Origin of the sequence: Shewanella sp. ANA-3 (assembly GCF_000203935.1) — a bacterium.
In the GTDB taxonomy this organism is placed as follows: Bacteria; Pseudomonadota; Gammaproteobacteria; order Enterobacterales; family Shewanellaceae; genus Shewanella.
This window is the reverse complement of the sequence record NC_008577.1, coordinates 4,791,448-4,817,277: the sequence shown is the minus strand read 5'-3', so window position 1 is coordinate 4,817,277 and position 25,830 is coordinate 4,791,448. Positions and strand designations below refer to the sequence as shown.

Here is a 25,830-nt window from a genome sequence, read left to right as displayed (position 1 = left end):
AAGCTGAGTGGAAGTTTACTGTTTTGGGGTTATACATGCAGTCAGGTTTATCCGCTCGTGGACGTCAGCCCGCCCATGGGCCGTTTCGCGTCATTCTTATTTTCAGTCTGTTAGTACTCGCTATTGCTACGGCTAGCCGCATTGGCTTAGGCCTGTGGCAGGGCGAACGCGTGGCCGCCGTTGACGGTTGGTCGCATCTGTTACTGCAAGGTATTCGTGTCGATATCGCAACCCTGTGTTGGTTATGGGGCGTCGCTGCCTTAGGTACGGCGTTGTTTTCAGGCGATCATCTGCTAGGCCGCATTTGGCAAGGGGTGCTGCGCCTATGGTTAACCTTAGGTCTGTGGGCCATTGTATTCCTTGAGGTTTCAACGCCAGCCTTTATTGAAGAATACGGCATTCGCCCGAACCGCTTGTATGTGGAGTATTTGATTTACCCCAAAGAAGTGCTGTCGATGCTGTGGGCGGGACGCAAGCTGGAGCTGATTTTCTCTGTGCTGCTCACCCTCGCGACGCTGTGGGGCGGTTGGACACTCAGTGGTAAGTTGACTAAGAATCTGCGTTTCCCACGTTGGTATTGGCGTCCTGTGCTCGCTGTCATGGTGATAGTGGTCACTCTATTAGGCGCGCGTTCAACCTTAGGCCATCGTCCAATCAACCCCGCGATGGTGGCATTTGCCGACGATCCATTAGTGAACTCCCTCGTGATTAACTCCGCTTATTCGTTAGTGTTTGCGATTAAGCAAATGGGCAGCGAAGAAGACGCCTCTAAGGTGTATGGCTCATTGGATAGAGATGAGATCATCAACACAATCAGGCAAGAGAGTGGCCGCCCTGAGAGTGCCTTTACTTCGAGCGATATCCCCTCATTAAGCTTTAACCAAGCCAGTTACAACGGTAAACCGAAAAATCTTGTGATCCTGTTGCAGGAAAGCTTAGGCGCCCGTTTTGTGGGGAGTTTAGGCGGTATGCCTTTAACGCCGAATATCGATGCGCTCTCACAGGAAGGTTGGTATTTCGATAATCTTTACGCCACTGGCACACGTTCAGTGCGCGGAATCGAAGCGGTGACGACAGGTTTTACCCCAACGCCGGCCCGCGCCGTGGTTAAACTCGGTAAGAGTCAGACGGGCTTTTTCACCCTCGCCGAATTGCTGAAAAACCACGGCTATACCACCCCATTTATCTACGGCGGTGAGAGTCATTTCGACAATATGCGCAGCTTCTTTCTCGGTAATGGATTTAGCGACATTATCGACCAGAAGGATTATCAGTCCCCGGCCTTTGTTGGCTCCTGGGGCGCATCCGACGAAGATTTAATGCGTAAGGCGAACAGTGAGTTTGAGCGTCTTCACAGTGAAGGTAAGTCATTCTTTAGCTTAGTCTTTAGCTCGAGTAACCACGATCCATTCGAATTCCCCGATGGCCGTATTGAGCTGTATGAACAACCTAAGCAGACCCGCAATAACGCGGCTAAATATGCCGATTATGCAATTGGTGAGTTCTTCAAACTGGCGAAAAATGCTGACTACTGGAAGGACACTGTCTTCATCGTAGTCGCCGACCACGACAGCCGCGTTGGTGGGGCCGATCTGGTGCCTGTATCGCGCTTCCGTATTCCGGGGCTAATTATTGGGGATAATGTTGCGCCAAAACGCGATCACCGTGTCGTGAGTCAAATCGACTTGCCGCCAACTCTGTTATCTTTGATTGGCATTTCAGACTCTTACCCTATGCTAGGCCGTGACTTAACTCAGGTTAGCGATGATTGGCCGGGGCGTGCGCTGATGCAATACGATAAAAACTTTGCCCTGATGGAAGGTAAAGATGTGGTTATCCTGCAGCCAGAAAAAGCGGCGCAGGGCTTCCAGTATGATGAAAAGACTGAGCACTTAACGCCTTATGCCCCAGCGGCGCAGGCGCTGGAGAAAAAGGCCTTAGGTTGGGCCCTGTGGGGCAGCCTAGCCTACCAGCAAGAGCTGTATCGCTCGGGTAAATAACCGAATTAAAAATGCCGCTGATTAGCGGCATTTTTATTTTGAAACTTGTCTTTAAACCAGCAGATCTTAAATCCAAGCCGACATAGCAGGTTCGGCTTCGGGCTGAGTCTGCTGCGCATAATATTGCCCAATACGCTGGCCAACCTGTTGATAAAACTGAGGAGACTCCCCTTGCATCGGCTGACGCGTCGTCGCTGTCGTGGTGTTCGCTGTGGTATTGGCGGGGCGAGGAGTGTTTTGACCGACCTTTAGTCGAATATCTTTACGCTGCAGCGCCGCTGGGCCGCGCACTGGCACTTTAAGAGTTTTGGGGAGCGCCCGATCGGCAGCAACTATCGGAGCTTGCTTCTCTTGCTGTTGCTGGCTCTGTTGCTGTGAAGACTGCTGCTGTTGCTGTTTGTCTTGAACTTGTTGCTGATTTTGCTCGAGCAAACGTGCCTGTTGCTGAGTTTGATCTGCGGTACGTTCATTTTGCGGATTAAAGGCGCGCTCTTCATGGCCCTTAGTCGCGGCCTGCGGCGGGATAACCACGGGTTTGAGCTGATTGTCGACCCGAGCCGAGTCCGTCGCGACATTGGTCGTCGCTATCGGAACTTGGGGGTAGTTACTGACAAGCAGCATGGAAAATTCCTTGTGGCCTTAATGGTTAAATACTAGCCACTTATTGCACAAAGATAAAGCGTTAGTCCTTGAATTGCGCCAGCCAAGGTGTAATTGCCTGCACGAATTCTTCCCTGTGGGACACAAACGGTGCGTGGGATGCCTTGGCGAGCATCACATCTGTGATGTGGCTTGCTGTGGGCATCTTAGGTTGAACGCGTTTGGGCACGAGTCCATCGAGTCGACCCCAGATCCGCAGCCAAGGTTGCTGTATCGCCGATAATTGCGGCCTAAGATCGATTTGATTCAACATATCAAGACCTTGCGTTAAGGCGGCTGCATCAGGTAGCGGGCGCGCTAGCACTAAATCCCGCAGCTGCTTGATATCGTCTTTAGCGGTTTCGCTGCCCATGGCCTGAATCGCTAAAAAGCGCTCAATCGTCTTTGGTAAATTTTGTCCAAGCTGCTCGCCAAACATGCTAAGCACCTGCGGTGGAATGCCTGGCCATGCTTCTTCCTCCCTCGCCATAAAACAGGGCGAGGAGGCGATAGTGATTAATCCTCTGACATGGGATGGATAGCTTATGGCGGCTTGGGTGGCCACTAAGCCACCCAGTGACCAGCCGGCCCAAATCGCATTGGCGGGTAAGGCATGGATTAGCGCATCCACCCAAGTCGATAAATTGCCTGCGATTGGCTGACTTAAGCCAAAGCCCGGCAGATCGACATAGTGGACTCTATACTCAGAAAGCTGCTCATGGAGCGGCGTAAAGACGGCGCTATTAACCCCCCAACCGTGGAGCATTACCAGATCCGGCCCTTGGCCTCGGGTGTCGATATGCAGTTGGGGATAATGGGTTGGCGTCGCAGAGTTCACTAAAATACCTCTAATAGGAAGTTGTATGTCGGGCGATAGCAAATGGACTTGGTCGCAACAGGGGGCGAAGCTGTTACGCATAGTTTCGCATTTGGGGCAGCGTTACTTGGCGGGCAGTTTACCTAACCGCTGCTTACTGTGCCACCAATCCCTCAATGCAAAGGAAGCGGGATTTTGTCAGGTATGTCTACAAACGGGTTTGTATCAAAGCCCAATTTGCTTAGGTTGTGGCAAATCCATGTCACTTGAACTCGAATATTGCGGAGAGTGCCAACGGCATCAACCGCGAAAAGTCATCGCACCTTGCAGTTATCATCAAGGTTTTGGCCCTTGGATAGCGGCCATTAAATATCAGGGGCAACTCGCCGCCTTACCCATTCTGTGCCAAGCCTTAGTGGCGCGCATTGGTCAGCTTGAACAGCAAGGATTCATCACGCTACCGCAGGCCATAGTGCCAGTCCCTTTACACCCGAATCGGCTGCGCCAACGTGGATTTAATCAGGCTTGGCTCATCGCCCATGAATTATCGAAGCAGCTCTCGCTGCCACTGGCCTGTGACGGATTAATTCGGCGGCAGGATACCCGCCCACAAGCCGGACTCAATGGCACACAGCGACGACGAAATCTACAGGATGCTTTTGAGTTAAATGCAGATTTTGCTTATCAACGGATTGCGCTGGTGGACGATGTGGTGACGACTGGCACAACAGTGGCAGAAATTGCCCGTTTGTTCGAGGCGCGATATATACAGGTGCAAATATGGTGTCTCGCCAGAGCGGAAGCACCGGGGTTGTTGGAAGCGTTCGAGGAGTAGGCAAGCGGCAATGCATTTTACCTTTGCTTACGTCAAAACAATGTCAAAAAAAACGGGAAATAAAAAATAAGTTTTATTTTTGGGATCAGATGTAAGTATATGTATCAATAGATTTTGTTTGTTTTTTGTATTGAGGTAATTTACTTATTATTTGGTTTGGGGGTATTTATGGATGCTAAACATGCGCTATCAAATGCCAGTACAGTATCGACGTTAAAAGATGTTATTCAGGGGATTAGTACTTCATTGAAACTGCACGGTTTTAGTGGTTTCTGGTTTCAAGGGATCCCACACTGCGCCTATGAAAACTATCATTTTCCGGAAGATACTAGTCTCTTTTCCCCAATAGCACTGCGTAAACCGATCGCTAGCGTAGCTTCTTCACCCATCGTTGCTCAATTGCAGCGTTTTTATTTAAATCAGGTGGCAGCTAATGACACTAATTTTGGGCTTTCACTCGATACATCAAAACCCTATGTATATAGACTGACAAATGAAAAAGATACTAAGGCCTGTGCGTTGTTTCAGAAACACAATATTCAAACAGTCTTGAGTTGGCCGATTGTGTGTCACGACCAATGTCGTTGGACTGGCCGCTTTATGCTGTTGAGTCAACAAAGTTACTCAGAAATTGTGTTAGACGGATTGGCCGATGTGTTGAAGGAGGCTCAGTACAAACTGTTTGAATGCAACAAGCCAATGTTTAACCCATTTCTACAAAGTTCCCTGCTAAAAGAAAATGCCAGAGATATTTTGCAAATGGTCGCCAATGGTCTGCAAAACGATGAAATTTCTACTCAGCTCCCGATAAGTGTTAGGGGAGTTGAATATCATATGGAATCCATGCGAAAAAAATTTGGTGCAGCTAATCGAGCAAACTTGATTCATTTGGCACATCAATATGAGTTGATTTAAATATGTTGGTCTTACTGGTTGAGGATAATCGACTTTTATCAAATAACATCATTCAATACCTTGAGTTAAGTGGCATCGAATGTGATTACGCATTTAACTTGGCGCAAGCTGATATGCTTATTAGTCAGCAACAATTCGACGTAGTTATTCTTGACCTGAATTTACCGGATGGTGATGGAATAAAAGCCTGTGAGCGATGGAAAGCGCAGTGCATTACTTCACCAATTATTATGTTAACTGCACGCAGTAGCTTGAGGGAACGTTTGGATGGATTCGCTGTTGGTGCTGACGATTATTTAGTTAAACCCTTCGCGATGGAAGAGTTAGTCGCACGATTGAAAGTCGTTGCCCAACGTCGACCTGCACCTCAACGTTTAGTTATCGGCGATCTAGAAATAGATTTTGGAAATCATTTAGTTTATCGACAAGATCAACTGCTTACCTTATCTAAAACGAGTTGGCAGATCTTAGCTTTATTAGCGCGACGCAGCCCTGAAACCGTAAGTCGAGAAGAAATCGAGCGAGTCATTTGGCCCGATACTATTCCTGATAGTGATAGCCTACGTAGTCATATTCATCTTCTACGAAGGGTGATCGATAGACCCTTCAAAAGCCAATTATTGCATACGATTCGTGGGGTCGGATTAAGTCTTAGGGACGATTTTGATGCAAATGCCTAAGCTCAGTCTCAAACGAAGTTATCAAGTTTGGGGTGTTATTTTTCTATTAATAACATTAGCAGTTAATAGTTTTATCCCTCTATGCATGATGTGCGCTGGGATGATTTCTATGCATGAAGTCACTATCCATAATGTTGGGCAAGCAGCTGAAGTGCTATTGAAAACGAGTCCGCATATTCAATCACAGCAAGCGATTAATCCACCAATTCTAAAAACTGATCACTTAACCGTATATCTTCATTGGTTAGATATTCCTGCTCAAATTAGAGAGTTAAGTAATAATGAGGTCTTAACAGATGCGAACAAAATTTTGTATGAGCATGCCGAAGGTCCTTTTGTTGATGCATTAAGTGTGTACTACACGCAAGCAGGTCAACCCCTCTATATTTGGCTGAACTACAGTGTTACACATGATTTGCAATTTGCGCCAAAAAACATGACGGCCATCTTGTTACTTGTACTGATAACCTTTTGTGCAAGTGCAAGCCTTGCATTTTATATGCAGAGCAAAGTGATTAAACCAGTTCATCAAATTAGTCATGCGATTAAACAGCATGATTGGGAGGTGGGGGGCAGACTTCGTTTGCCAAAACAAGAATATGCTGAATTACAGGCAATTGTTGATGCATTAGATCATTCTATATTACAACTCCAAGAAGCCCAGCAGCGAGAGCTGAATTTCTTACGTTTTGCTAGTCACGAATTGCGTACGCCAGTTGCAATATGTCAGTCTTCATTTGAAATCCTCGAGTTGCAGCAAGGTGAACTGACTGGTGCGACTTTACATGCTTCGCAAGCAACGAGACAAATGAAGTCACTCATTGAAACATTACTCTGGCTAACAAATAAGGAGTGCTCTGTCATGGAAAAGGAGATGGTGGCCATTTCTCCTTTACTTGTTGGTATTGTAGAGGAGCAAAAGTGGGTGCATGGATTGGACCGCAATATACAGTTAGTGACAGATAATACTCGACTCTTAGTTCAGCTCCATCCGTTGCGGATTATTATCAGTAATTTGTTAAGAAATAGTATTGAGCATGGCAGTGTAGATATATTTATCATTCAAGAGGGTTGCACAATAGAGATTGTTAACTCGTATAGCGATCAAGATCATAGTGGTTTTGGCTTAGGTTTATTATTAGTCAGACGGTTAGCGCAGCAATTAGGATGGATTTTTTATACATCATCAAAAAACAATCTATTTATAGCAAGATTAGAAATAATGTAAGCCGATTAAATTATGCATTTACTGCATAAAACCACACACATTCAAAACCCAAAAAAAATTTAAATCATAGATCACATAGCCATTTTAACTATTGTTGTAAAAATATCCATAAATGGTTTCTATATCGATAAATCTATTGTCGGTAAGGGAACTACCTTCTAGTAATATATAAGGGTATGGAGGATTTATGTTGAATAAAAGCATAGTGGCTGCTTTGTTAAGTACAGTGTTTATTAGTACTTCAATCTATGCCGATGTGGCTAAAACTAGTGTCGATCTTGGTTATAAGTTTTATACCAATAGTACAGAAGATGATAACCCAGGAGTATTTAATCAACCATTTGTTAAGTTAAATCATTTGGGAATTGCGGATTGGGGTACCTATTTTGCGAATGTAAAATTAGAAAACCCTGCTGAACTGGCGGAGAATCAGAAGAATCAAGATGGAAAAACAACACTTAAGTCATTAATGATACTGGAAAATAAAATTGGTGAATCAAATTTCAATTTTTGGACGCAAAACTTTGTATCAGCAAGTGAAACCTTAGTTGAAGATAATCTTTATTTCGGCTTTACACATAATGCAAAAATTAAGGCGCTATCACTAAATTACGGCGTTGGCTTCAATTATACCTTTGGTAACTTTTCTCCTACATCAGAGAAATTCAACGATTTATCCGGCTACGCAGTTGTATTGAATGCAAAATATCCGTTTGAGCTATTAGGGCTTAAACATAGCTTTAGTCTAAATTACGAGGCTCAAATTGATCGGGATAAAGCGCATCAGGAACTTTTTTCTTATGATAGTTATGGTCATCAAATCATAACCACTTTGCAAACATTATTAACCGACTCAATATACACCAAACTACATCTTACCCATTATGATAGTTGGGGGTCACAATATAATGATGGTATTGAATATGGTGTGTCTATTGGTTACCAGTTTTAAATGATTGTATAACTTGCTAAATATTTTAAATAAGCCTTTTACTTCTAATTCATATTAATTTTTAAAATTTTTAATACAGAGGGACTGTAATGCATTATAAACAATCCATCATAGGTCTTGCTATTACTGCACTCATTGTGGCTGCGGGCTGTCAAGTGACACATCAAATAGTCAAAAGCCAAGGTACGGCTCAGGGTAAACATGGCGAGGTGCAGGTTGAAACGACATTTGAAGACGGGCATATCGTTGCGATTGATGTACTCAAGCAAAAGGAAAATAAAGTTCTTGCGGGAGCAGTATTTCGTGATGTGAAGCAAGCGATTATTGATAACAACTCTGTTGATGTTGACGGTATTACTGGGGCGACAGTGACTTCAAATGCACTTAAAGAAGCCGTCAGTAAAAGTATTGAAGCCGCTGGCGTCACATTGGCTGCCGTTGCTGCCGCGAAAAAAACGGAAGCTGTAACACCGACTGAATATACCTACGACGTAGTTGTGATTGGTTCGGGTGGGGCTGGCTTTAGTGCAGGTTTAGAGGCTATGGCGGCTGGTCGAACGGCTGTTATTATTGAAAAAATGCCGATCGTTGGTGGTAACTCATTGATTTCAGGCGCTGAGATGAATGTGGCCGGGAGCTGGGTACAAAAAAACATGGGTATAACTGATAGCAAAGAGCTATTTATCAGCGATACCTTAAAAGGTGGGGATTTTAAGGGTGACCCTGAAATGGTTAAGACCATGGCGGACAATGCTGTCGAGGCCGCAGAGTGGTTAAGGGATTATGTAAAAGTTGAGTTTTATCCCGATCAATTATTCCAGTTTGGTGGGCATAGCGTTAAGCGGGCTTTAATCCCTAAAGGCCACACCGGCGCTGAAGTGATCAGCAAGTTTTCTATCAAGGCTGAAGAAGTCGGTTTGCCTATTCACACCAACACCAAAGCGGAGCGATTACTTCAAGATCAAACGGGGCGGGTTGTTGGCGTCGAGGCGACTCACAATGGTAAAACCATCACTTATCATGCTAAACGCGGTGTGATTGTTGCCACTGGTGGCTTCTCATCAAATATGGAAATGCGTAAGAAATACAACCCTGAGTTAGATGAGCGTTACGGCAGTACGGGACATTCAGGTGGTACTGGTGATGGGATTGTTATGGCGGAGCAGATTCACGCCGCGGCTAAAAATATGGGCTATATCCAGTCATATCCTATCTGTAGCCCAACCTCAGGTGCGATTGCTTTAATTGCTGATGCGCGTTTTTTCGGAGCTGTGCTAATTAACCAGAAGGGTGAGCGTTTTGTGGAAGAATTAGAGCGTCGTGACGTGATTTCACAAGCTATTCTGGGCCAACCTGGTCGTTATACCTATGTGTTGTGGAATCAGGCTATTGAGGACGTTGCCCATACGGTTGAAATGCACCAAGGCGAACTTAAAGAATTTACCAAAGATGGGCTAATGCACAAGGTTGACACCCTAGAAGAAGCGGCCAAAGTCTTTAATATTCCTGAAGAGAAGCTATTAGCAACGATTAAAGACGTTAATCACTATGCCGCAACTGGCAAGGATGAAGCCTTTAATCATCGCTCTGGTTTAGTCGATTTAAGCAAAGGACCATATTGGATTTTAAAAGCGACCCCTTCAGTACATCACACTATGGGTGGCTTAGTGGTTGATACTCAGACTCGAGTGCTAGATGAAAAAGGAAATATTATTCCTGGCTTATTTGCCGCAGGTGAAGTGACAGGCTTAACCCACGGTACAAACCGACTGGGTGGAAATGCGTACACAGATATTATTGTGTTTGGTCGAATTGCAGGCCAAGAAGCCGCTAAGTAGAGTATTGTTTGTCCCAAGTAAAAGCGGCCTTTCGGTCGCTTTTTTGCTTTTAAAGAAGGGTATTTTACTCATTTATTTGAGCCCTTTACCTGATCATGAAAGCGTGATGGATTTTGCAAAATTCCAGAACTTGCTACCCTAGGGACTACAAAGCGCGTGTGAGTAGGAGTATCATACGCCTAATTCTTACTAAAACACTCAGGTATCCCCTGACGGAGCTGGTTTCCATGATTACTATTTCCGATGCGGCTCAGGCCCATTTTGTAAAGTTGTTAGCCGATCAACCTGAAGGCACTCATATTCGCGTATTTGTGATCAGTCCTGGTACCGCACAAGCCGAGTGTGGCGTGTCTTACTGCCCGCCTGACGCTGTTGAAAGCGATGATATTGAATTAGAATTCAATGGCTTTAGCGCTATGGTTGACGAGAAGAGTGCGCCTTTCTTAGAAGAAGCCTCAATCGACTTCGTGACCGACCAATTAGGTTCGCAATTAACCCTTAAAGCCCCTAACGCTAAAATGCGTAAAGTGGCTTCCGATGCGCCTTTAGCCGAGCGTGTTGAATATGTGATCCAATCTGAAATCAACCCACAACTGGCAAGCCATGGTGGTAACATCATGTTGGTTGAAATCACCCAAGAAGGCGTAGCAGTACTGCAGTTTGGTGGCGGTTGTAACGGTTGTTCACAGGTCGATATCACTTTAAAAGATGGTATCGAGAAGCAACTATTAGATATGTTCCCAGGTGAACTCTCTGGTGTGAGCGATGTGACCGATCACCAACACGGCGCGCATTCTTACGCTTAAGCTGGTGTTGAACTTAATAAAAAACGCGACCAATGAGTCGCGTTTTTTTATGGTACTTTGTTGTCACAGTTGGGTTTTCAGGTTGTCGGCTAAAAACTTATCGAGCGCCTTAAAGGTGGTTAACCTATGGTCATTATTGCTTAAATAATGGTCACCATTTTCGAGCTCAATATATTCGACGTTTTTCTTACGTGATTTCAGTTCGTCAAACATTTCGCGACTATGTTGCACCTTAACCACTCGGTCCTTATCGCCATGCAGTAGTAATACCGGGATGGTGATCTTATCGGCTTTACTAACGGGTGAGCGTTCATAGAGGGCGCTAAAATCATCGCCAATTTGTTCTTTAACGACTTCATAATTGGTAAAACGGCGACTGGATTTCACTAGGTAAGCCACATCTGTTACGCCAGCCACACTGACCGCGCAGCGGTACAGATCAGGTGTCATCGCCGCGCCCATTAAGGCGGCATAACCACCATAACTCGCGCCGACGATACAGATACGCTGTGGATCGCTAATCCCTTGATTGATTAGGTAACGTGTTCCATCTTCCACATCGTTTTGCATTTCGAGCCCCCAGCTTTTGAGGCCGGCCTTCATAAACTCATAGCCGTAGCCCGCCGAGCCCCTAAAGTTCATTCGAAATACCGCGTAGCCACGGTTGGCGAAAAACTGCGCCCAATAATCGAAGTCGTTACTGTCGTAACTTATGGGGCCGCCGTGGGGGAAGATAATGGTGGGTAGTTGCTTGGCCTCCAAACCCTTTGGCACTGTCAGGTAAGCATCGATTTTGAGTTTATCCCGCGCTTCGTAGCTCAGATAGTGAGTGTCGGCGAGTTGCTCGCTACTTAGCTGACTATATCTGTCGGCAATCGGAAACAGTGCCTTTTCATCCCTATCGCCGAAGTAATAGGTACCAGGTTGCGTCGAACTGGTGGAGTAGACGATATAGCGGCGTTCATCCGCGCTAAATTGGGTAATGTAGTTATGGGCATTGGGCAATACCGCTTTCAGTCCATTTTGCAGACCCGCATATTCAGGATCCCAGAAGGTATATTCCTCGCCGTCACCTTCACTGATCCCAATGACTTTTTTCTTAAGTTCCGAATAGATGAGATTGCCTTCAACATCGGTATCTTCGTTGGCGTACACTAGCTCCTTAGTGAGCTTAGGATCGGTTAAATTCACCTTGAAGATAGCTTCAAAGCCTTGGTGATAGGCGCGTACGAACAAGATGTTGGGATCCGCATCGAAGCCCAGTGGCCAGACACTCTCATCGGAGAAGGCTTTAAAGGTCCAGAGCAGGCGTGGCTCCGTTTTTTGTTCCGGCTGTTCGTAGATCCTATATTCAGTGTCATCGTTATAGATGGAGATACGCACCTTGTGCTGCCTGTCGGTAATCCAGCCGATGATTTTACGTTTAGAGTTTTGAATAAACGCAGATTTACCCTGAGAGAGATTGACTCTCATTACGCTGTCTTCACCCACTTCTTCGCCCATACCATCGAGGGAGAGCAAGATATTATCAGGGTCATCCGGCATCATATCGATAATCTGTCCCTGATGTTGGGGGATCCAACTGAGTCGGTCGATGACGCTACGGGCGAGCACGCTCGTGGTTTTTCGCGTGGTTAAATCGTACTTCACCAAGCGAGTTTAGGTCGTCGGTGTGCCATAGCGATTTGCCGGAAACTTAGCGCTGATCAGCAAAGTGTTGTCATTTGCCCACTGTAATGACAGCAGGACAAACTTCTGGTTATCGGTATGAATCGCGTAGTCTTTGTTGCCCGTTTCTAAATCGAGAATACTGACCACTGTGCCCTTAAGTTTGGGCTGGTCTACCCGAACGATAGAGGCAATTTTTTTTCCATCGGGCGACAGTTGGACAGAGCTGACATCGGGAATACTGGCAAAGGCCTCGACCGGAAGCTGTGGTACGGTTTGGGCAAGCAGTGGCAGGCTTAGCCACAGGAGTAACAAAGGTAAAATCCTTTTCATAGCGCATCACAATTTTATTACAATAATGACGCGTATCTTAATGGGATAACCTTAAGTAAGCCACTGTCTTTACAGAACTAATTAAGAATAAATGCCTTGCTAAAGCGGTAATGTGTCGCTAGGGTGAGGCTGCGCGTTAGCATAAAGGCCGTCATGGCCGCCCATAGTGCATGGTTAGCCTGCTCGGAAGGTAACAGCGACTGCAGCAAATACCATGCCGGGAAGAAGGCGCCAAATGTAGCGATAATCATACTGTTACGCATCACTTTACCCTTAGCGGCGCCAATATAAACCCCATCAAACAGATAGGAACTAAAAGACCAAAGCGGCAGTAATATCAGCCAAGGCAGATAAATTTGCGCTGTGGTTCTCACCTCATCAATATTGGTTAGCAGCCCGATGATACGGTCGCCGAAAAGATAAAATATCAGACTGAAACCCAATGCAGAGATGGCGGACCAACACCAAGCCAGGAGTACTGCTTCGCGCAGTGGTTGTGTGCGTTTTTGTCCGTAGGCTTTGCCCACTTCCGCCTCGGCATAATAGGCAATGCCATCGAGGGCGTAGGCGATTAATAACAGTAAATTCAATAACACCGCATTGGCTGCGACCGTATTATCCCCAAGGCCCGCACCGTGAAAGGTCATAAAGGCGAAGGCGGCTTGCAGGCACAGGCTGCGGATAAAAATATCTGTATTGAGCCTAAGCAGCTGGCCGTAACCGACAAACGTTAGATGGATACGCAAGTGGCCAAATGTAAACTGAGACGACAGTTTAAGTTGTTGTAATACCATGTAGAGCGCAACGCTAAAGGCGGTGATATCCGCACATACTGAGGCGAGTGCCGCTCCTTTAACGTCCCAGCCAAATCCGATTACAAACAGTACATCGAGGATAATATTGGCTACGTTGGCGAAGATAAGCTGCCACATGGCCGCCTTAGGTTGTTGTCTGCCAAGGAGCCAGCCGAGCATCACTAAGTTGAGCAGGGCGAATGGCGTCGACCAAACGCGGACTTGAAAATATTCTCGGCAATAACGCTCCACTTCGACACTCGCCTCGGAGAGGCTAAGCGATAAATTCAGTATCGGGATCTGCAATAGGATCACCGCGATACCCAGCCCTGTCGCCAACATGGCGCCTTGGACTAGCAATTTTAATTGGGCGTTAAGATCATTTGCGCCATAGGCCTGTGCGACCAATCCCGTGGTCGCCATCCGTAAAAAGCCTAATAACCAAATGATTAATGTGATAATCGTTGACCCGAGTGCAACGCCCCCTAAATAATAGGCGTCACTTAAATGCCCGATGACAGCCGTATCGACTAATCCCAACAGCGGAACCGTGATATTGGAGAGGATCATCGGCAGGGCAAGCGCGAGCAGCTGGCGATTCTTGGTGCCATTCAACAGGAGCGCGAGTGCGGTGGATTTTGCGGTAGTCATTGATTTCAGAGGTATTCACATTATGGTTAAACGTGCGTTATTAGCACTCTTAGGGCTGATGACTTTCTCGGCCCATGCTGTGGTCATTTTACAGTATCACCATGTGTCAGAAACCACGCCGGCGGCGACTAGCGTCACGCCTGCACAATTTCGTGAGCAAATGCAGTTTCTGGCGGACGATGGTTTTAAGGTAATCCCCTTGTCGCAGGTGGTTGAGGCGATCAAAAACAAGCAAGATTTACCCGCCAAAACGGTGGCGATCACCTTCGATGATGGTTATCGCAGCATCGCGACCACAGCGCACCCTATCCTAAAGGAATTTGGTTTTCCCTACACCCTATTTGTGGCAATTGAGCCGATTAAACAAAAGTTTACCGAGATGATGGCTTGGGAAGATCTGATTAAGCTCTCCAAGGAAGGGGCCGACATCGCTAACCACAGCTGGGCCCATGAGCATCTGATCCGCAAACTCGACAATGAATCCCAAAGCCAATGGCTAGCGCGAATTAAAGCCAATATTCTAGACACCGAAAACGCGATTCGTGAGGCGACTGGACAGAACTTTAAAATGCTGGCCTATCCCTATGGCGAATACAATCAGGCGATTCAGGATATGTTAACCGACAATGGCTTCGTTGCCTTTGGTCAGCAGTCAGGTGCGGCTGGTCCCTATTCACCACTCACGGCGCTGCCGCGTTTCCCGGTGGCGGGGCAATATGCAGATCTAAAAAGCCTAAAAGCCAAGTTATACAGCCTCAATATGCCAGTGCTTGAGCAAACGCCTAGCGATCCTGAGCTTAAGGGCGGGCATTGGCGCCCCGAACTTAAGGTTAAGCTGGATATGAGCGATATTTCGGCCAAGCAAGTCATGTGTTATATCCAAGGGCAAGGCGCTAAAACACCAACTTGGAACAGTGATAATGAATTTAGCATTCAAGCCGATTTAGCCTTACCCGCTGGTCGCTCACGCTACAATTGCACGGCGCCAAGCAAGACGCGCAACGGCTATTACTGGTTTTCGCAGGCATGGGTGAGACCCAAAGACGACGGCACTTGGGTTAAAGAGTAACACGTCGGCGGCTATTTAGGTTTGTAGCTTTTAACGATTTTATCGAAGTCGCCGATCAAGGCGTCGTTGAGTACTTGAGGGGCTTTACCTAAGGCTGCGGTGGGTTTAAACACCGCGACCCGCGTGCCTTGGGGAGAAACCAGTACATAGCCAGCACTATGATCGACTTGATAATTATCCCCTTCGCCGACCATGGCATAGGTGAGGCCTAGGCTGCGGGTGAGGGGGAAGATTTGGGTTTGCTCACCCGTCACTGCCTTAAACTCAGGATTAAAGAAATTCACATAGGTGAGGAGTTTCTCTGGGGTGTCCCGCTTCGGATCCACGGATAAAAACACGATTTGAATGGGCGCAATTTTTTTCAGCTCAGGATAGGCGGCGGCGAGCTTGTTTAAGGTGGTCGGGCAGACATCGGGGCAATAGGTAAAGCCGATAAAGAATAGGCTCCATTGGTCATTCAAATTCGCATTGGTAAAGGGTTTCTGCTGTTGATCGACAAGCTCAAAGGGCGCTAGCTCGAACGCCTCGGGAAACAAAAAACCACTCTCTAACTCAACGGGCTTAGGTGGATTGAACTTCACTGCAAATAGTCCGCCCAACCCTATTAATAGAATCGCTATCACTAAAATCTTGTTGGAGATTCTTGTTTGCATATTTTGTCCTTTGACCATGCTCGCCCCATCGCTCGTTGCACATTAAGCCCAAAGATAGTGGTCGAGCAGTAATGCCATGAATAACAACATTAAATGATAAATCGAAAAACGAAACACCTGCATCGCCAGCCCTTCGCTGTCCTGATACTTTAACTGCCACGCTTTATAAATAAATCCTGTGCTGAGCAAGCTTGAGCACACAAAGTAGAGCGGTCCACTCATCCCGACTAGTACGGGCAATAGACAAGCCATCGCCAGCAAAATCGTATAGAGCAAGATACAGGTCTTAGTAAATTCTACCCCATGGGTCACGGGCAGCATGGGAATATCCACTTTGGCATATTCTGCGCGTCTGTGAATCGCCAGAGCCCAAAAATGCGGCGGCGTCCACAGGAATATGATGATGACGAGCAATAGCGCATGACCATGGAATTGATTTGTCACCGCCGTCCAACCCAAGAGCGGCGGCATCGCACCCGCTAAACCGCCAATGACAATGTTTTGTGGCGTGGCCCGTTTTAAATAGGCGGTATAAATCAAGGCGTAACCAATCAAGCTGGCAAAGGTCAGCCAAGCGGTGAGCGGATTAGTAAAAACATAGAGGATCACAAAACCTAGGCAGCCTAAGAGTGCCGCGAACAACAACGCCCTCGTCGCCGAGACTCGGCCTTTGGGCAGTGGTCGGTTATAGGTGCGTGCCATCATGCCGTCGATTCGCCTATCAATCAGATGGTTTAAGGCGGCGGCCGAACCTGCCATCATGGCGATGCCGAGTAGGCCTGCTACTAAGGGTTTAACTGGCAGTATGGTGGGCATGGCTAAACACATACCGACTAAGACGGTGAGCAGCATTAAGGCCACTACCTTAGGTTTGGTCATCTCGAAATAGGCACGCCAAGCCAAATGCACACTGGGGTGACTGCTGATAGAGAGTGGTTTTGCCATGATACATCCCCCGATAATTAAGGTGCCCTGCGCCAAAGGAAATAGTTAATCGCGACTAAGGTGAGTAGTAACAGTGCCGCGCCGCCATTGTGGGAAACGGCAATCCCTAGTGGTAAATGCATTACCACGTTTGAAATCCCTAAACTGACTTGCAGTATCACTAAGGCGACCAACAATAGGCTTAGGGCCTTGAGCTGAGTGCTGAAAAATAACCGATAGGCGAGCAACAACAATAGACTGGCGGTAATGATGGCGCCAACACGGTGGGCGATATGAATGGTCATGCGGGCATGGTAATCCAATACGCCAAATTCAAAGCTTGGGTGTTGCCCTTGAAAAGGGGAAAACGCATCGGCAATGGCGAGATTATCCATCCAATTGCCTTCACAAATCGGCAGAGCCGTGCAGGCGAGGGCGGCATAGTTGGAGGAGGTCCAAGCGCCGAGCATGATTTGACCTATCAACACCACCAGACTCAGCAACGCCAGTTTCGGTAAGTGTTTACTCTGGCCGAGAAATTTAAGGCTCGTGCCTATCCGCGAACCATGGGAGCCATTAAATCCTGCGCCCGCAACACGCTGATTGTGAATATCCGCGGTTTCGAAAATTCGCCTCGGACGTGTTCGCAGATACAGCAAGAGCAGGAGCGAGAGCAAGCTAAAGCCGCCAATTAAATGGGACATCACAACTATCGGCATTAATTTCATTGTCACAGTCCACATCCCCAAGGCCGCCTGAAAGATGATGAGTAACACTATGGCTAAGGGCAGCTTTTTTGGGGCTTGGGATGTTTTCAAGCAAAGGATCAAAATCAGTAACACTAGTATGCCCAAGGCGCCCGCGATATACCTGTGGATCATCTCGAGCCAGGCTTTTTCGGGATGGATATCGTGGTCTGGAAACAGGGTTTGGGCATGGGAGATTTCATGGTCGTGGGTGGGCACTTTGATATGGCCGTAGCAACCGGGCCAATCTGGGCAGCCAAGTCCCGCGTCCGAGAGCCGAGTGTAAGCCCCCATTAAAATCACTAACAGAGTAAAGACTATGGTGATGCGTAGGAGCCAAGTCAGTTGCATTAGTCTACCCTCGATAGTTTTAATAACTTACGGAGATCCGCGACCAAGGCCTTACCCTGAGCTAAATGTGCCGCCTTGCCTTGTACTTGGGGATAACGCAGCACGAGTGCGCCGAGTGGATCGACAATAATCAGCTGCTGTTGGTCAAGCCAATGGCTGAGGCTTTGGCTGGCGGGCTGAGTGTTGAAGTTAAAGCTGCTTAATGCGCTTAAGTCACTGTCTGGGTTTACAAGAATAAGCGGTTCGACACGAGCCTGATCTGGCCCTAAGGCGGTATGGCTCTGACGCAGGATATACAAGCGCTCGCGGCAAGCCTCATCGCACTTTGCGGGCAATAAATACAGCAGTTGCCATTCCTTAGGCTGAGGATTGTTAAGGCCAAGACTGGTATAACTGGTTTCTGGGCTAATGAGCTCACCGTGGTTGGTGGAACCGCCTTGATACCAATGCATGCTCAGCACTAACTTAGCGATGACCACAGGCGCGATAAAGGCCAGTAGTAATAACCCCAATGCGCGGTATTTGGCTGTTTGTTGGGAGTCCATATTTGCTCCTCTTATTGTCCCTAATGCTTTGTTTTATTGTTTTTTATTAAAATCTTGCTTGTATCTGTTACTCGGTCTTAGTCGCTTCCTTATCGGCTCGATGTAGTTGTCGTGATTTTTTGAGGTATTTTGCTCCTTGCCAACCCATCAGCCCAGCAAACACAGTTGCCATGGCAAACCATTGCAATGCATAACCCCAATGTTTTTGGGCCGAGAGCGGGAAAGGTTGCCAAGGGTGGGGCAAGGCCTGCGCAGGTTGTAATTGGGGTAAGGCATCGGGTTGTAACACCGCAGGTAGAATGGGATGCCCTAACATTTGTGCCATCTCGGGTAGATTGAGATTTTGAAACCGAATCCGTTCACCTTGTTCCGTGGTGAAGGGTTCTGCCAATAAGTGATGGCTCAAGGGATTAATCTGTTTTTGATAGAGGCGGCCCGTAAGAACCTGTTCACCGACTATGGGGCTGACTTCGGGCAAGGCATCTCGGTGGGATTTAGCGGCGATAAAACCGAGTTCGAGTAACAGCCAAGGTTGTTCAGCATCGTTTGCCTGATTTTCAGGAGATATTTGCAGCAATTGAAAGGCGAGATAGCCCACTTGCCCTTGATAGACCTGATTGTCGAGTAACCAGATTTGCGGATTAACGGGGCTGGCTTGAACCTCAAGGCGATAGCCAGTAACGCCGCCTTTAGCCAATTCAGCTATGAGCTGTTCAGGATTGAGTGCGGCAGCGGATTGTCTGGCCTCCATTTGTGCGAGCAGTTCGGTTTTTTCCGCGGCCCTATCCATTTGCCACAAACCCAGCTTGACCAAAATCACGAATACCACCACAGTCAATATCAGCAGTAACAACATTCCCCTATGCAGCCAAATATATCTTGGCAACCCAATTAATTTGGTCAGCAAAACATAAGGATAGCGTATGAACATCCCGTTCATTTTTAAGTGTGTTTTAGTACTGCTGTTACTGTTTATCATTTTTAACCTAGGCAGAGCCTTAATCATTATGGTTAAAGGTGACGATCAAACCGCTGATCACCCTGTGCCTATGAGCCGCTATTTGGGCCGTAGGGTGATGTTTTCTGTACTAGTTATCCTGCTTTTGCTGGTGGCTTTAGGGACTGGACTGCTTGGTCTCAACCCCACGCCTTAAGCTTTCAACTTATTGTTTCAATGAATCTTTAAAGCACATAAACAAAGATAAACAGGCAGAGCCAAACTACGTCGACAAAGTGCCAGTACCAACTGCCCGCTTGGAAGACAAAATGCTTATCCGCACTAAAGTGGTCCTTTAACACTCTGAAAAACAAGACTAATAGAAAGATGGTGCCCAAGGTGACATGCATGCCGTGGAAACCCGTTAACAGGAAAAAGGTGTTGCCATACACGCCCGAGGTGAGCGTTAGCCCCATCTCATGGTAGGCATGGCTATATTCCTCGGCCTGCAAAGCAAGGAAGCTAATTCCGAGCAAAATCGTGAGTCCCAGCCAGAGGGTGATGGCCGAACGTTTACCCTTTTCTAAGCTGGTATGGGCAAAATGCAGCGTGACAGAGGAGGTTAGCAGCACAATGGTGTTGACTAGCGGTAGTCCATTCCATGGCATGGCTTCGGTTTTGGTGCCATCTGGCGTGGTGAGGAGTGGCCAAACGGCCTCGAAGTGTGGCCACAGGACTTCATGGGTCATGGCATTATTGGACGCGCCGCCGAGCCAAGGTACTGCGACCATGCGGGCGTAAAATAAGGCGCCGAAGAAGGCGGCGAAGAACATCACCTCGGAGAAGATAAACCAGCTCATGCCTTGGCGAAACGATCTATCCATTTGATGGGAATAGAGGCCCGTCATCGATTCTTGGATCACGGTTCTAAACCAGCCTACCAGCATAAACAGGATGACGACTATGCCTGCAAGTAGAATATAGCCGCCACCCGAAGCGCCAGATTTGAGTTGATGAACAAAATGTCCTGCCCCAAAGGCAATTAAAAACAAGCCGATAGCACCAACAATCGGCCAAGCACTCTGGGCGGGGACGTAGTAAGTCTCATGTTTAGTGGTCATTTTGCAGCTCCTTGCTCTATGGCAGACGCTAACTGCTTGTCGGTAATGTCGTAGAGGGTGTAAGAGAGGGTTAAAGTGTGGATAGACTCGGGTAATTGAGGATCCACGAAGAAGATCAACGGAAGTTCGGCGCGACTCGCCGCGGCTAAGTGTTGTTGGTTAAAACAAAAACATTCGGTTTTATTGAAATAAGCCGCACCTTGTCCAGGCGAAATAGAGGGAATCGCCTGGCCCACAGTCGCTCTATTCGAGATGTTTTGCGCCAGAAATGCCGTGTGAATGAGTTCGCCCGGATGCACTTCGAGCCGTTTCGTTTGTGGCTCAAATTTCCACGGCATGCCCGTCTGTACCTGCGAGATAAACTCCACTGTTACCACTCGGTTCTTATCCACAGTGATCGCCTGATAACTGCTGGCAGTATTGGAGGTTTTGCCATTAATGCCCAGTTTTTCGCACAGTACATCGTAGAGCGGCACTAAGGCGAACCCAAAGCCAAACATCGCAAGGCAGCCCAACACCAGTAGGCTGATAAGCTTACGATTTGACTTGATGATGGGCTGATGGGGTTGGCCTTGCATGTTATTTCACCTCGGGTGGCGTGGTGAAAGAGTGGTAGGGCGCGGGACTTGGTAGAGTCCATTCTAAGCCTTCGCTGCCTTCCCAAGGTTTGGCGGGCGCCTTTTCACCGCCCCGAATGCACTTAATCACCAGCACAAGGAAGATCAGCTGAGAAAGACCAAAGGCAAAACCCCCAATCGACACGATTTGGTTTACATCGGCAAATTGAATCGAGTAATCGGGAATACGCCTTGGCATACCCGCAAGACCTAAGAAATGCATCGGGAAAAACAACACGTTGACCGAAATCACCGAGCACCAAAAATGCCACTGGCCGAGCTTTTCGCTGTACATATGGCCGGTCCATTTTGGTAGCCAGTAATAGGCCGCCGCCATGATGGAGAAAATCGCACCAGTGACTAACACATAGTGGAAGTGAGCCACCACAAAGTAAGTATCGTGGTATTGGAAGTCGGCCGGCGTGATGGCGAGCATCAAACCAGAGAAGCCGCCAATAGTGAACAGGATAATAAAGGCCACCGCGAACAACATAGGGGTTTCAAAACTCAGTGAGCCGCGCCACATGGTCGCTACCCAGTTAAACACTTTTACCCCAGTCGGCACGGCAATCAGCATAGTGCAGTACATAAAAAACAACTCGGCAAACACAGGCATACCGGTTGTGAACATATGGTGCGCCCACACGAGGAAGGACAGAATCGCAATACTCGCCGTGGCATACACCATGGATGAATAGCCGAACAATTTCTTGCGACTAAAGGCCGGAACTATGGCGGAGATAATGCCGAAGGATGGCAGAATCATGATGTAGACTTCGGGGTGACCGAAGAACCAGAAGATATGCTGGAACATCACAGGGTCGCCGCCGCCTGCCGCCTCGAAGAAGCTAGTACCGAAAAACTTATCGGTTAACACCATAGTGACGGCGCCTGCGAGCACTGGCATGACGGCGATCAGCAAGAAGGCGGTAATCAGCCAGGTCCAGACAAACAGCGGTAACTTCATCCACGTCATACCGGGAGCGCGTAGGTTGACTATGGTTACGATCACGTTGATGGCGCCCATGATCGAACTTATCCCCATGATATGAATCGAGAAGACAAATAATGCTGTGCTGTCAGGGCTGTAAGTGGTCGAGAGTGGTGCGTAGAAGGTCCAACCGAAGTTAGGGCCGCCACCTTCCATAAACAATGAGCTCAACAATATGGTAAAGGCGAAGGGAAGGATCCAAAAACTCCAGTTGTTCATCCGTGGAAGCGCCATATCGGGCGCGCCAATCATCATGGGGATCAACCAGTTAGCCAGCCCTGTAAAGGCTGGCATCACGGCGCCGAATACCATGATTAGCCCATGTACTGTGGTCATCTGGTTGAAGAAGTTAGGTTCAACGAGTTGTAATCCGGGCTGAAAGAGTTCGGCGCGGATCACCATGGCCATAGCACCACCAGTTAAAAACATTATGAAACTAAACCATAGGTACAGGGTGCCAATGTCCTTGTGGTTGGTGGTGAGTAACCAGCGCATGATGCCTTTAGGTGCGCCGTGATGGTGTTCATCATGGGCGGCAATTTGGTCTTGAGTCAGTGTGCTCATCTTAATCCCCTACTGTCCATGGCGAGCAATATCAGCGGGTTGCACTGTATCGCCAGTATTGTTGCCCCATGCATTGCGCTCATAGGTAATGATGGCGGCAAGCTGTTGTGGCGTAAGTTGTGTGCCAAATGCCTGCATCGCCGTGCCCGGTTTACCGTGCATCACTATGTCGATGTGATTGGCGATCGGACCCGTTGCGATAGCGCTACCAGCAAGGGCGGGGAAGGCGGGAGGCATACCTGCACCCGTTAGCTGGTGGCAGGCGGCGCAAATCGTGGCATAGGTCTTTTCCCCTTCGGCCATCAGTTCATCATGGCTAAGCGTGGGGAGACTCGCGGGATCGACGCTGGCGGTAGGTTCTGTCGCCGTTTTGGGTGCATCGGTGGTTGCTGGGGGCGGAGTCGTTGCTACTGGCTCGCTACTCGTGCCACCGGATTTATGGGCATCAACGTCTTTGGCTTGTACCGCATCACCCGTGTTATTGCCCCATGCATTACGCTCATAGGTAATCACGGCGGCAATTTCTTGGGTCGTTAATTGTTTGCCAAAGGCTTGCATGGCCGTACCCGCTTTACCATTGAGCACGATTTCAAGATGGCCGCTCAGTGGTCCGGTAGCTATGGGGCTGCCTTTGAGGTGTGGGAATACCCCCTGTAAACCTTCACCGTTAGGTTGGTGACAGGCTGCGCAGTGACCGAGGTAAACTTGCTCACCCTGAGTCATCAGCTCTTCTTTAGTTAATGTTTGCGATAACGCGGCCTGTGCGGCTTGCGCGGCGGCATTGGCGGCTTGTTTTTGTTCTTCAACCCATGCATCGAACTCGGCTTCGGGCAATGCCTGCACTACTATCGGCATAAAACCATGGTCTTTACCGCAAAGCTCGGCACATTGGCCACGGTAAATACCGGGTTTGTCGATACGGGTCCACGCCTCGTTGATAAAACCTGGGTTAGCGTCTTTTTTAACGGCAAAGGCGGGCATCCACCATGAGTGGATGACATCCTCTGAGGTCATCAAGAAACGGATTTTACGATTGACCGGTAATACTAGGGGTTTGTCGACCTCGAGTAAGTAGTGCTCACCCTTGGCTTCACTACCTTCGATTTGAGGTCTTGGGGTTGCGAGAATGCTGTAAAAATCAATGTCTTGATCGAAGTAGCTATAATGCCATTTCCATTGAGAGCCTGTGACTTTTACCGTGAGATCGGCATTGCTGGGATCTTCCATGGCAATCAGAGTTTTCGTGGCGGGAATCGCCATTAAGATCAGAATGACAAAAGGAATGACCGTCCATGCGATTTCGACTTTTGTACTCTCATGGAAGTGAGACGCGACCGCGCCCTTGGATTTTCTGTGGTTGATCATGGCATAAATCATCACGCCAAAAACCACTAAGCCTATCGCGCAGCAAATATACAGAATCGTCATGTGTAAGTGATAAACCTTGCCACTGATTTCTGTCACGCCGGGGGTCATGTTGAACCGCATGTCCGCTGCGGCCAACGGTGGGGCGAATAGCACCACGAGTAAACAATACAACCATTGCTTCACAAGACTTCTCCTCTGCCAATTGCGAATAGCAACTACAAAGAAGAGCAACACAGTAAGTCTCAACTCTATGCAAACTCTTCAGTTCCCAAAAAAGCTTCTCTGACTTCAACGTGCGTTGGCGGCTTACTTTTGATTAAGTATTGTTACTGCTGGTATTAGCCACACTGGCACATACTGCTGAATAAACCCATTATTCTCGATTTTTGTGGGCAAGAGATATTCGATAAATCGTCGATATTTTTTGCCTAAACGGGCGATATATTATGCTCGCCTGAATCAAACATACTTGCTGTTTAAAAATTGATCAAGATCACTTCTTTTTCTAATTGTCTGAAAAATTGCCAAAAAAAAGCCCCACATTCACAGGTGAGGCGGCTTTCAAGGCTAAATACGCAGTGCAAAAATTTTAATGAACAGAGCTAAAAAAACTACCTTGGGCAAAGTGAGCGGGTTGCTTGAGTGTCGCGTCCGTAGTCGAGTGATTTACAACACCTTCGAGCACTATTCCCATGGCGCGGGCACTCTTGGCCACAATTTGCAAACGACGATTGTCACGGGCATCGAGTGAGTGGATCCAAGTAATTACTGCGCTTGAAGTGCCACTGGTTAATGCTTTTTCCATGGCCCACAGGGTTTCGACTTCATCTTTCGCATGGACTAAAAGTACGCGGTCCATACGCACGCCAGCGCTGGCCAGTAACTGCTTGTAGCCAATACTAGGTGGGTTGATGAGCACGACCCAGCGGCCTTGTTGGCTCAGTTGTGCTAACTGCTTGCTAAGTTGCATTAGCTCTTGGCGCCCTTGGCTCTCGGTAGGCATAGTGATGATAGGCGTATGCTGCCAGTCTGTATCGGTTTCGCGTACCGCATCGAGCCATAAACCGGGGTGACGCGGGGCATTACCTAGTAGTTTGTTCATAGCCAATCTCCATTGCGGATCACCCCTACGGCGAGCCCTTCTATTGTTAGACTTTGGAAACTTAAATCGACTTTAATTGGGGAGTAATCTTCATTCTCTGCATGTAGATAAACTAGATTCCCTTTCTTTTCAAAGCGTTTAACTGTTACATCATCGTCAACGCGAGCTACAACAACTTGGCCATTGCGCGCTTGCTGTACTTTATGAACGGCGAGAAGATCCCCCTCGAGGATACCGATGTTCTTCATACTGTCGCCTCTGACGCGTAGTAAGAAATTGGCGGCAGGGTGGAACATGCTAGGGTCGACTTGGTAATACTGTTCGACATGCTCTTGGGCGAGTATAGGTTCGCCCGCAGCCACTTGGCCAATCAGTGGCAAGCCTGATTCGCTGTTATCTTCTTCCTCAACTGGGAGGCGGATCCCGCGGGAAGTGCCAGGCATGATCTCGATGCAGCCTTTTTTCGCCAATGCCTTAAGGTGTTCCTCGGCGGCATTTGCACTTTTAAAACCCAAACGGGTGGCGATTTCGGCCCGGGTGGGTGGCATGCCAGTCTCGGCAATATTACGTTTAATCAGCTCTAAAATTTCGGCTTGGCGTGGCGTCAACGGTCTCATGTTCTTTCCTGTTTTTCTATACAGTTACTGTTAGTATATACAGTATTATTCGTAGTGCAAGTATTAACC

The 25,830-nt window shown here is 47.8% G+C and carries 24 protein-coding genes and 1 pseudogene; 10 read left to right on the top strand and 15 right to left on the bottom strand.

What is annotated here, in order from left to right; translation table 11 throughout:
• Positions 1–35 precede the first annotated feature (35 nt).
• Complete coding sequence (locus SHEWANA3_RS20965) at positions 36–2,000, top strand: LTA synthase family protein (RefSeq protein ID WP_011718728.1); 1,965 nt, start codon at positions 36–38, stop codon at positions 1,998–2,000.
• A 66-nt stretch (positions 2,001–2,066) separates the two neighbouring features.
• Here SHEWANA3_RS20965 and SHEWANA3_RS20960 read toward each other — a convergent pair whose 3' ends face one another.
• On the bottom strand, positions 2,067–2,621 hold the full coding sequence (locus SHEWANA3_RS20960) for a hypothetical protein (RefSeq protein WP_011718727.1): 555 nt from the start codon (positions 2,619–2,621) through the stop codon (positions 2,067–2,069).
• A 61-nt stretch (positions 2,622–2,682) separates the two neighbouring features.
• Positions 2,683–3,477, bottom strand: coding sequence for a pimeloyl-ACP methyl ester esterase BioH (bioH, locus tag SHEWANA3_RS20955; RefSeq protein ID WP_011718726.1), 795 nt, complete (start codon positions 3,475–3,477; stop codon positions 2,683–2,685).
• Positions 3,478–3,502: 25 nt separating this feature from the next.
• On the opposite strand from bioH, the gene SHEWANA3_RS20950 reads away from it, so the two are divergent.
• The 7 genes from SHEWANA3_RS20950 to nfuA all read left to right on the top strand — a co-directional run bounded on the left by SHEWANA3_RS20950 (position 3,503) and on the right by nfuA (position 10,710).
• Positions 3,503–4,291 (top strand): ComF family protein, encoded by a 789-nt coding sequence (locus tag SHEWANA3_RS20950; protein WP_011718725.1) that lies wholly within the window; start codon positions 3,503–3,505, stop codon positions 4,289–4,291.
• A 168-nt stretch (positions 4,292–4,459) separates the two neighbouring features.
• Complete coding sequence (locus SHEWANA3_RS20945; RefSeq protein WP_011718724.1) at positions 4,460–5,206, top strand: helix-turn-helix transcriptional regulator; 747 nt, start codon at positions 4,460–4,462, stop codon at positions 5,204–5,206.
• A 2-nt stretch (positions 5,207–5,208) separates the two neighbouring features.
• The gene (locus SHEWANA3_RS20940; RefSeq protein WP_011718723.1) at positions 5,209–5,886 is read left to right on the top strand and encodes a response regulator transcription factor; all 678 of its coding nucleotides are present in this window, start codon (positions 5,209–5,211) and stop codon (positions 5,884–5,886) included.
• A complete protein-coding gene (locus SHEWANA3_RS20935; RefSeq protein WP_011718722.1) occupies positions 5,873–7,114 on the top strand; it encodes a HAMP domain-containing sensor histidine kinase in 1,242 nt (413 codons plus the stop codon). The genes SHEWANA3_RS20940 and SHEWANA3_RS20935 overlap by 14 nt, the downstream gene beginning before the upstream one ends.
• Before the next feature lie 187 nt (positions 7,115–7,301).
• Positions 7,302–8,066: an outer membrane protein OmpK gene (locus SHEWANA3_RS20930; protein ID WP_011718721.1), complete on the top strand. Its 765-nt coding sequence runs from the start codon at positions 7,302–7,304 to the stop codon at positions 8,064–8,066.
• Between the two features lie 89 nt (positions 8,067–8,155).
• Positions 8,156–9,904, top strand: coding sequence for a urocanate reductase (gene urdA / locus SHEWANA3_RS20925; RefSeq protein WP_011718720.1), 1,749 nt, complete (start codon positions 8,156–8,158; stop codon positions 9,902–9,904).
• Between the two features lie 227 nt (positions 9,905–10,131).
• Complete coding sequence (gene nfuA, locus SHEWANA3_RS20920) at positions 10,132–10,710, top strand: Fe-S biogenesis protein NfuA (protein ID WP_011624525.1); 579 nt, start codon at positions 10,132–10,134, stop codon at positions 10,708–10,710.
• Between the two features lie 63 nt (positions 10,711–10,773).
• Here the strand turns inward: nfuA and SHEWANA3_RS20915 are convergent.
• Positions 10,774–12,711, bottom strand: a pseudogene (locus SHEWANA3_RS20915) (S9 family peptidase).
• A 77-nt stretch (positions 12,712–12,788) separates the two neighbouring features.
• On the bottom strand, positions 12,789–14,156 hold the full coding sequence (locus SHEWANA3_RS20910) for an MATE family efflux transporter (RefSeq protein ID WP_011718719.1): 1,368 nt from the start codon (positions 14,154–14,156) through the stop codon (positions 12,789–12,791).
• Positions 14,157–14,178: 22 nt separating this feature from the next.
• On the opposite strand from SHEWANA3_RS20910, the gene SHEWANA3_RS20905 reads away from it, so the two are divergent.
• Positions 14,179–15,225 carry a polysaccharide deacetylase family protein gene (locus tag SHEWANA3_RS20905; RefSeq protein WP_011718718.1) on the top strand — a complete coding sequence of 349 codons (1,047 nt, stop codon included), beginning with the start codon at positions 14,179–14,181 and terminating at the stop codon, positions 15,223–15,225.
• Positions 15,226–15,236: 11 nt separating this feature from the next.
• Here the strand turns inward: SHEWANA3_RS20905 and SHEWANA3_RS20900 are convergent, their stop codons facing one another.
• The 5 genes from SHEWANA3_RS20900 to SHEWANA3_RS20880 form a co-directional block, all read right to left on the bottom strand.
• Positions 15,237–15,866, bottom strand: a complete 630-nt coding sequence (locus SHEWANA3_RS20900; RefSeq protein ID WP_166485393.1) for an SCO family protein — start codon at positions 15,864–15,866, stop codon at positions 15,237–15,239.
• 54 nt (positions 15,867–15,920) lie between these two features.
• The gene (gene cyoE / locus SHEWANA3_RS20895) at positions 15,921–16,823 is read right to left on the bottom strand and encodes a heme o synthase (protein WP_011718716.1); all 903 of its coding nucleotides are present in this window, start codon (positions 16,821–16,823) and stop codon (positions 15,921–15,923) included.
• A 17-nt stretch (positions 16,824–16,840) separates the two neighbouring features.
• A complete protein-coding gene (locus SHEWANA3_RS20890) occupies positions 16,841–17,899 on the bottom strand; it encodes a COX15/CtaA family protein (protein WP_011718715.1) in 1,059 nt (352 codons plus the stop codon).
• Positions 17,899–18,444: a hypothetical protein gene (locus tag SHEWANA3_RS20885; RefSeq protein ID WP_011718714.1), complete on the bottom strand. Its 546-nt coding sequence runs from the start codon at positions 18,442–18,444 to the stop codon at positions 17,899–17,901. The genes SHEWANA3_RS20890 and SHEWANA3_RS20885 overlap by 1 nt, the downstream gene beginning before the upstream one ends.
• A gap of 67 nt (positions 18,445–18,511) precedes the next feature.
• Positions 18,512–19,423 carry an SURF1 family protein gene (locus SHEWANA3_RS20880; RefSeq protein ID WP_011718713.1) on the bottom strand — a complete coding sequence of 304 codons (912 nt, stop codon included), beginning with the start codon at positions 19,421–19,423 and terminating at the stop codon, positions 18,512–18,514.
• Between SHEWANA3_RS20880 and SHEWANA3_RS20875 the strand changes: the two genes are divergently transcribed.
• Positions 19,368–19,598: a DUF2909 family protein gene (locus SHEWANA3_RS20875; RefSeq protein ID WP_041412864.1), complete on the top strand. Its 231-nt coding sequence runs from the start codon at positions 19,368–19,370 to the stop codon at positions 19,596–19,598. The two genes, SHEWANA3_RS20880 and SHEWANA3_RS20875, sit on opposite strands and share 56 nt — an antisense overlap.
• A gap of 28 nt (positions 19,599–19,626) precedes the next feature.
• Here the strand turns inward: SHEWANA3_RS20875 and SHEWANA3_RS20870 are convergent, their stop codons facing one another.
• The 6 genes from SHEWANA3_RS20870 to lexA all read right to left on the bottom strand — a co-directional run bounded on the left by SHEWANA3_RS20870 (position 19,627) and on the right by lexA (position 25,761).
• Complete coding sequence (locus tag SHEWANA3_RS20870; protein WP_011718712.1) at positions 19,627–20,502, bottom strand: cytochrome c oxidase subunit 3; 876 nt, start codon at positions 20,500–20,502, stop codon at positions 19,627–19,629.
• On the bottom strand, positions 20,499–21,080 hold the full coding sequence (locus SHEWANA3_RS20865; RefSeq protein ID WP_011718711.1) for a cytochrome c oxidase assembly protein: 582 nt from the start codon (positions 21,078–21,080) through the stop codon (positions 20,499–20,501). The genes SHEWANA3_RS20870 and SHEWANA3_RS20865 overlap by 4 nt, the downstream gene beginning before the upstream one ends.
• A gap of 1 nt (position 21,081) precedes the next feature.
• Entirely contained in the window at positions 21,082–22,674 is a 1,593-nt protein-coding gene (ctaD, locus tag SHEWANA3_RS20860; protein ID WP_011718710.1) for a cytochrome c oxidase subunit I, read from the bottom strand.
• A 9-nt stretch (positions 22,675–22,683) separates the two neighbouring features.
• The gene (coxB, locus tag SHEWANA3_RS20855) at positions 22,684–24,225 is read right to left on the bottom strand and encodes a cytochrome c oxidase subunit II (protein WP_011718709.1); all 1,542 of its coding nucleotides are present in this window, start codon (positions 24,223–24,225) and stop codon (positions 22,684–22,686) included.
• Positions 24,226–24,631: 406 nt separating this feature from the next.
• The gene (locus SHEWANA3_RS20850; protein WP_011718708.1) at positions 24,632–25,144 is read right to left on the bottom strand and encodes a SulA-like leucine-rich domain-containing protein; all 513 of its coding nucleotides are present in this window, start codon (positions 25,142–25,144) and stop codon (positions 24,632–24,634) included.
• A complete protein-coding gene (gene lexA, locus SHEWANA3_RS20845; RefSeq protein WP_011718707.1) occupies positions 25,141–25,761 on the bottom strand; it encodes a transcriptional repressor LexA in 621 nt (206 codons plus the stop codon). The genes SHEWANA3_RS20850 and lexA overlap by 4 nt, the downstream gene beginning before the upstream one ends.
• Positions 25,762–25,830: the final 69 nt, after the last annotated feature.

What these genes read in the sequence shown, in the direction of transcription:
- urdA (WP_011718720.1), top strand. Translation starts at nt 8,156, where the DNA reads ATGCATTATAAACAATCCATCATAGGTCTTGCTATTACTGCACTCATT.
- SHEWANA3_RS20945 (WP_011718724.1), top strand. Translation starts at nt 4,460, where the DNA reads ATGGATGCTAAACATGCGCTATCAAATGCCAGTACAGTATCGACGTTA.
- SHEWANA3_RS20880 (WP_011718713.1), bottom strand. Translation starts at nt 19,423, where the DNA reads ATGATAAACAGTAACAGCAGTACTAAAACACACTTAAAAATGAACGGG.
- lexA (WP_011718707.1), bottom strand. Translation starts at nt 25,761, where the DNA reads ATGAGACCGTTGACGCCACGCCAAGCCGAAATTTTAGAGCTGATTAAA.
- SHEWANA3_RS20875 (WP_041412864.1), top strand. Translation starts at nt 19,368, where the DNA reads ATGAACATCCCGTTCATTTTTAAGTGTGTTTTAGTACTGCTGTTACTG.
- SHEWANA3_RS20935 (WP_011718722.1), top strand. Translation starts at nt 5,873, where the DNA reads ATGCAAATGCCTAAGCTCAGTCTCAAACGAAGTTATCAAGTTTGGGGT.
- SHEWANA3_RS20885 (WP_011718714.1), bottom strand. Translation starts at nt 18,444, where the DNA reads ATGGACTCCCAACAAACAGCCAAATACCGCGCATTGGGGTTATTACTA.
- cyoE (WP_011718716.1), bottom strand. Translation starts at nt 16,823, where the DNA reads ATGGCAAAACCACTCTCTATCAGCAGTCACCCCAGTGTGCATTTGGCT.
- SHEWANA3_RS20910 (WP_011718719.1), bottom strand. Translation starts at nt 14,156, where the DNA reads ATGACTACCGCAAAATCCACCGCACTCGCGCTCCTGTTGAATGGCACC.
- SHEWANA3_RS20850 (WP_011718708.1), bottom strand. Translation starts at nt 25,144, where the DNA reads ATGAACAAACTACTAGGTAATGCCCCGCGTCACCCCGGTTTATGGCTC.
- SHEWANA3_RS20865 (WP_011718711.1), bottom strand. Translation starts at nt 21,080, where the DNA reads ATGCAAGGCCAACCCCATCAGCCCATCATCAAGTCAAATCGTAAGCTT.
- SHEWANA3_RS20950 (WP_011718725.1), top strand. Translation starts at nt 3,503, where the DNA reads ATGTCGGGCGATAGCAAATGGACTTGGTCGCAACAGGGGGCGAAGCTG.
- SHEWANA3_RS20930 (WP_011718721.1), top strand. Translation starts at nt 7,302, where the DNA reads ATGTTGAATAAAAGCATAGTGGCTGCTTTGTTAAGTACAGTGTTTATT.
- SHEWANA3_RS20965 (WP_011718728.1), top strand. Translation starts at nt 36, where the DNA reads ATGCAGTCAGGTTTATCCGCTCGTGGACGTCAGCCCGCCCATGGGCCG.
- nfuA (WP_011624525.1), top strand. Translation starts at nt 10,132, where the DNA reads ATGATTACTATTTCCGATGCGGCTCAGGCCCATTTTGTAAAGTTGTTA.
- ctaD (WP_011718710.1), bottom strand. Translation starts at nt 22,674, where the DNA reads ATGAGCACACTGACTCAAGACCAAATTGCCGCCCATGATGAACACCAT.
- SHEWANA3_RS20870 (WP_011718712.1), bottom strand. Translation starts at nt 20,502, where the DNA reads ATGACCACTAAACATGAGACTTACTACGTCCCCGCCCAGAGTGCTTGG.
- SHEWANA3_RS20905 (WP_011718718.1), top strand. Translation starts at nt 14,179, where the DNA reads ATGGTTAAACGTGCGTTATTAGCACTCTTAGGGCTGATGACTTTCTCG.
- SHEWANA3_RS20940 (WP_011718723.1), top strand. Translation starts at nt 5,209, where the DNA reads ATGTTGGTCTTACTGGTTGAGGATAATCGACTTTTATCAAATAACATC.
- SHEWANA3_RS20890 (WP_011718715.1), bottom strand. Translation starts at nt 17,899, where the DNA reads ATGCAACTGACTTGGCTCCTACGCATCACCATAGTCTTTACTCTGTTA.
- SHEWANA3_RS20960 (WP_011718727.1), bottom strand. Translation starts at nt 2,621, where the DNA reads ATGCTGCTTGTCAGTAACTACCCCCAAGTTCCGATAGCGACGACCAAT.